Genomic DNA, 4,247 nt, shown 5'->3' with positions numbered 1-4,247 from the left:
TTGTCCCTACACTTTCATTTCAATCATTTTATCTTCAATCATGATCAAGTGTAGGGACTTAGCCCTCAACCACCCACTTGTGGTAGGTGGGTCATGGGACTCCTTCGACCCCAACGGCACGGGGGTCACATCTCCAGCCCTTTTCCTTCCCCCTTTCGCAAACACCAACCCTTGGGGGATCGCCCCCATCGGGTTGATAAACAATCTTTGTCCATCCTTATGTCTCGCAGTCTCTTCACAAGATTAGTTGATAATAAATAGGTATAAAAAGATTTCTATTAACATGAGAAAGGATTCAGCCCTCTCAAGGTCTGCATAAATTATCAGAGCTTACCAATAGCTAAGGATATCATATGGCTTATAGTCTATTAGACTTGTATGTCCAAATTCAAAATAAGAATCATATTAAAAACTTATAAGCTTTTTTTATTCTTAACAATACTGAATTTAATAAACTTCCCTCGCCCTAAAGAGCGAGGCTCCCCAACTATGGGTGGCGAAAAGATGGCAGAGCTTAAAACAGAAGAAATTTATCAGGCACTAAATGAAAGACTTGAAAAACAGGGATATCATTTAATTGGAAACCATAGTTCTGTAAAGAAATGTTATTGGAATCACGCAGCAATGGCAGAACATAGATTTTGCTATAAATCTAAGTTTTATGGAATTGAAAGTCATAGATGCATTCAATTGAGTGTTTCTAATCATTGGTGTTGGAATGCATGTATGCATTGTTGGAGGTTAAGACCTCAAGATGTAGGTCTAGAATGGAATGAAACAAATATGCCTTATAATGACGATCCTAAATTTATTGTAGAAAATGCTATAAAAGAATATAGAAGAATTATGAGTGGTTATAAGGGCAGGAAAGGAACTGACCTAAAGATGTATCAAGAAGCTATGAATCCAAAACATGTAGCGATAAGTCTAACTGGAGAAGCAACTTTATATCCAAGATTAGGAGAGTTAATAAAAGAATTCCATAACAGAGGCGTATCTACTTTTCTAGTTACAAGGGGTATTAGACCAGATATTCTAGCTAACCTAGATGAAGAGCCTTCCCAATTATATATTAGTCTAGAAGCTTGGGACAAAGAATCATATGATTTATTTAATAAACCTTTAGTTCCAAGAGGATGGGAACTTACACTAGAAACGCTAGAAATGTTACCAAGCTTTTCATCAACTACTGTTTATAGAATTACTGTAGTTAAAGGCTTTAACGATAATGATGAAGCAATTAAGGGGTTTGCTAAGCTAATCAGATTAGGACTGCCAAACTATGTTGAGGTAAAGGCTTACATGTATGTTGGAGCAAGCAAAGGTAGACTAACTAGAGAGAATATGCCAAACTACGATGAAGTGAAAGAAGTTGCAAAGAAAATAAGCAATGAAAGCAGTTACCCTATTGTTAGTGAAAGCGCTCCTAGTAGGGTTGTGTTATTAAGCAAAATGGAAAAGCCAATAAGATATGGAAATGGTATGCCAATGGGATGGAATAGTATAGAAGAGGAAGAAAGTCCAGGAGAATATGATGATGAGCCATAAAAAAGCTCCCAATGATTGAAAAAACATTTTTGATGTGATGATAAATGGGTGCAAGCTCTGAGGGAGCTAAGGCGGCTAATAAGGAAATAAAAAATATACTAAGAGCCCTTCTTGAAAACTATGCAAAATTTTTTAATAGGGACGAAAGATTAAATAGTGATGGAATTAGATTATATAAAAGAGTATCTTATTTCTTATATTTAATAGATAATAAAGCCTTAGTAAATCTGTATAAAAAATCTTTTAGGAATCCAACTATAGAAAACATAATAGAGTTTGCAAAATATTTTATAGATGCAGAAAATATTGTTAAAATAAGTGCACTAAATGAATTTTATTATGAGGAAATATTGGAGTTCAATGATGTTAATGTGAAAGACAAGTAATTAGCAGAACTAACCCCTATGGTCATTTGTGATGCAATAGAAACTCCATCAATGTAGACTACAGTTGCTGTGAAGGTTACTGGATAATTGGTTGGTACTACAGCAATTGATGCAGGTGATATTGATATCTCAAACCCTGGATACTTTTTATTGAACACAGGTACATCTATAAATCCCATATTTATAGTTGCATAAGAATTTGCTGGTTGTGCCTGACCTAAAGAAACTGCTTGCCAATCAACCTTATATATTTGACCGATATAATAAATTGCATAAAGTGGGCCTATACCAGGAAATGGCTCTAAATAAGAAGTTCCTGTGTAGGGATTAGTAAAATAATATGAACTAGTATAGAATGTATAATAGTTTGTTGTGTTTATAGGTATTGTAACATTACCTATTACAACACCTAAGAAAGTTAGCTCTGTTTCATTGTATTTGTAGACTATTTTTTCAACAGCACTATTTGTTGTAGCATTATATAGAATTGCCGTACCATTTTGGTATGTAGCATTATTGAAAAGTTTAACATAAGAATTTCCAAAAATCGGAGAATATATTTGATATTGCATATAGGATATTTTATTTAAAATTTTACTTAAAGGAGGCTGTGGGTATATATGTGCAAGTGGTTTAGAGTAGTTGCTGTAAGTATAGAGTCCAATTCCAGCAGAAATTAGAGTAGCAGCAAACAATATTAACATTATGGTCGTTGCTCTTGAAACCATATTCTTACCCCTTCGTATGCTATACAGGATTAAGAATAATAAACCTACTTTTTAAATCCATATAGATATTTTAAGGATACTAGGAAAACATTTAAAGCCGAATTGCTAAAAGATTTTAAGGTGCAGAAAAGTGACAATAGGCTTAGCGAAAGGAGCAAATGCAATGGGTCATGTAGGTTGGATAACAGTAAGGTGCCGTATTTGTGGAAGGTACTTAGACTTATCAGGTCAAAAGCCTAATGCAAGGCACGAAGAAGTAGTTTATGTATGCCCTAAGTGTGGAAAAACTATTGATGCTTATTTCTGTGCAGCAGATGCTAAGAGGTTAAGATACCACTGTCCATATTGTGGTTCCCAATTAACAATAGCCTCTCCTTTAATAAAAGAATAACAAATTTTTAGGTGCATCTGTTGATACAGAGAATGACAAACCTTGCCCCTTCTAGGGGCGGAATTAAATTTTTAAACCAAAAATACTATTTATATTTGAGATGCTTTCCAGATGCCTTCGTCTGGTCAACTCTTAAAACATGAGGAGTGGGAGCTGATTTCTCCCGCAATATCGGCTCGGGAGGATGACCAACAGAGTAGCACCCGTAAAGGGGTTAACTCTTGAGACCTCAGAAAACCCCCACCCTAAAGGGCGGGGAGGAGGTCAGAGAGGAGTTTGTTTTAGATAATAAACAAAGGGGAGTTAAAATTATAACTGATAAAGAAATTATTTATTCCATGGATTATTACGAGCAAATAAATATTAAACCAGATTGCATAAACAAGATTTCTATAAAGGATGTAGAGCTTTGCTATTTTAATATAACTGAAAAATGTAGGGGCTTAATAGCGATAACGCCAAATGCTATTGAAATAATATCATTGAGATATTTTATGGATATTAAAGATAATGACAGTAAAATGAATGAGAACATGATTTATAATAATTGTATTGAATTGTTAAATAATTTTAAACTTAATTATAAAAAAGAGCAAAATCCTTAAATCCCTAGTTACCTATCTATAAATGAAGCCGGCCCGCCGTAGCTCAGCGGCAGAGCGCCCGGCTGTAGTGGGACAGGGCTGTATCGGCCTTTCTTTGCCGATACCGGGTGGTCCGGGGTTCAATTCCCCGCGGCGGGACCATCCCCTCTAAAAAAGGAGCCATTATTTGTTTCTGTAAAATTTCAAGAAGTAATTTTATAAAAGAAACAACAATCGTGCCTTTCAAGGCAGGGTATTTTTTAAATGAAAAACATATTAAAGAATGAAGTAAATAAAATCTTATCATTAATAAGAGAACCTTTGTCTTTTATTGTAGAAAAAGAGTAGTTAAAAGGGGTGAAATCCTCTAGATCTTAAGGAACTACTCTTTAGGGTGAGGAGATCAATTAGGGGATATAAATGGCTAATGAAAAAATTATAAGTGCTAAAAAGCCTGAAACTAAAGAAGGTAAGCAATATCACATATCATTATCACCAGGAGAAACCTCAAAATATGTCCTTCTTCCTGGAGATCCCGATAGGGTAGATATAATAGCATCTTATATGGATTCTTACAAAATTATTTCTTCTCATAGAGAGTATAAGAGTT

The 4,247-nt window shown here is 34.7% G+C and carries 5 protein-coding genes, 1 tRNA gene and 2 pseudogenes; 6 read left to right on the top strand and 2 right to left on the bottom strand.

Going from position 1 to position 4,247, the window contains the following annotated elements:
- Window positions 1–6: 6 nt before the first annotated feature.
- A pseudogene (locus tag RXO53_RS07870) lies at window positions 7–208 on the bottom strand (hypothetical protein); the annotation flags it as partial.
- A 296-nt stretch (window positions 209–504) separates the two neighbouring features.
- Between RXO53_RS07870 and twy1 the strand changes: the two are divergent.
- Complete coding sequence (twy1, locus tag RXO53_RS07865) at window positions 505–1,548, top strand: 4-demethylwyosine synthase TYW1 (RefSeq protein ID WP_410713671.1); 1,044 nt, start codon at window positions 505–507, stop codon at window positions 1,546–1,548.
- A 44-nt stretch (window positions 1,549–1,592) separates the two neighbouring features.
- A complete protein-coding gene (locus RXO53_RS07860; protein ID WP_410713670.1) occupies window positions 1,593–1,934 on the top strand; it encodes a hypothetical protein in 342 nt (113 codons plus the stop codon).
- On the opposite strand, the gene RXO53_RS07855 is transcribed toward RXO53_RS07860, so the two are convergent.
- Complete coding sequence (locus tag RXO53_RS07855; protein ID WP_410713669.1) at window positions 1,886–2,662, bottom strand: hypothetical protein; 777 nt, start codon at window positions 2,660–2,662, stop codon at window positions 1,886–1,888. The two genes, RXO53_RS07860 and RXO53_RS07855, sit on opposite strands and share 49 nt — an antisense overlap.
- Before the next feature lie 130 nt (window positions 2,663–2,792).
- On the opposite strand from RXO53_RS07855, the gene RXO53_RS07850 reads away from it, so the two are divergent.
- From RXO53_RS07850 to RXO53_RS07835, 4 genes and pseudogenes are all read left to right on the top strand, one after another.
- Complete coding sequence (locus RXO53_RS07850; protein ID WP_410713668.1) at window positions 2,793–3,053, top strand: hypothetical protein; 261 nt, start codon at window positions 2,793–2,795, stop codon at window positions 3,051–3,053.
- A gap of 221 nt (window positions 3,054–3,274) precedes the next feature.
- The gene (locus RXO53_RS07845) at window positions 3,275–3,658 is read left to right on the top strand and encodes a hypothetical protein (protein WP_410713667.1); all 384 of its coding nucleotides are present in this window, start codon (window positions 3,275–3,277) and stop codon (window positions 3,656–3,658) included.
- Between the two features lie 32 nt (window positions 3,659–3,690).
- Window positions 3,691–3,799: transfer RNA gene (locus tag RXO53_RS07840), tRNA-Tyr, on the top strand.
- Between the two features lie 258 nt (window positions 3,800–4,057).
- A pseudogene (locus tag RXO53_RS07835) lies at window positions 4,058–4,247 on the top strand (uridine phosphorylase); the annotation flags it as partial.

It is taken from the genome of Caldisphaera sp., assembly GCF_046536515.1.
GTDB lineage: Archaea > Thermoproteota > Thermoprotei_A > Sulfolobales > Acidilobaceae > Caldisphaera.
This window is presented reverse-complemented; position numbering and strand designations above follow the sequence as displayed.

Coding starts and splice junctions, on each gene's coding strand:
- twy1 (WP_410713671.1), top strand. CDS start 505: ATGGCAGAGCTTAAAACAGAAGAAATTTATCAGGCACTAAATGAAAGA.
- RXO53_RS07855 (WP_410713669.1), bottom strand. CDS start 2,662: ATGGTTTCAAGAGCAACGACCATAATGTTAATATTGTTTGCTGCTACT.
- RXO53_RS07860 (WP_410713670.1), top strand. CDS start 1,593: ATGGGTGCAAGCTCTGAGGGAGCTAAGGCGGCTAATAAGGAAATAAAA.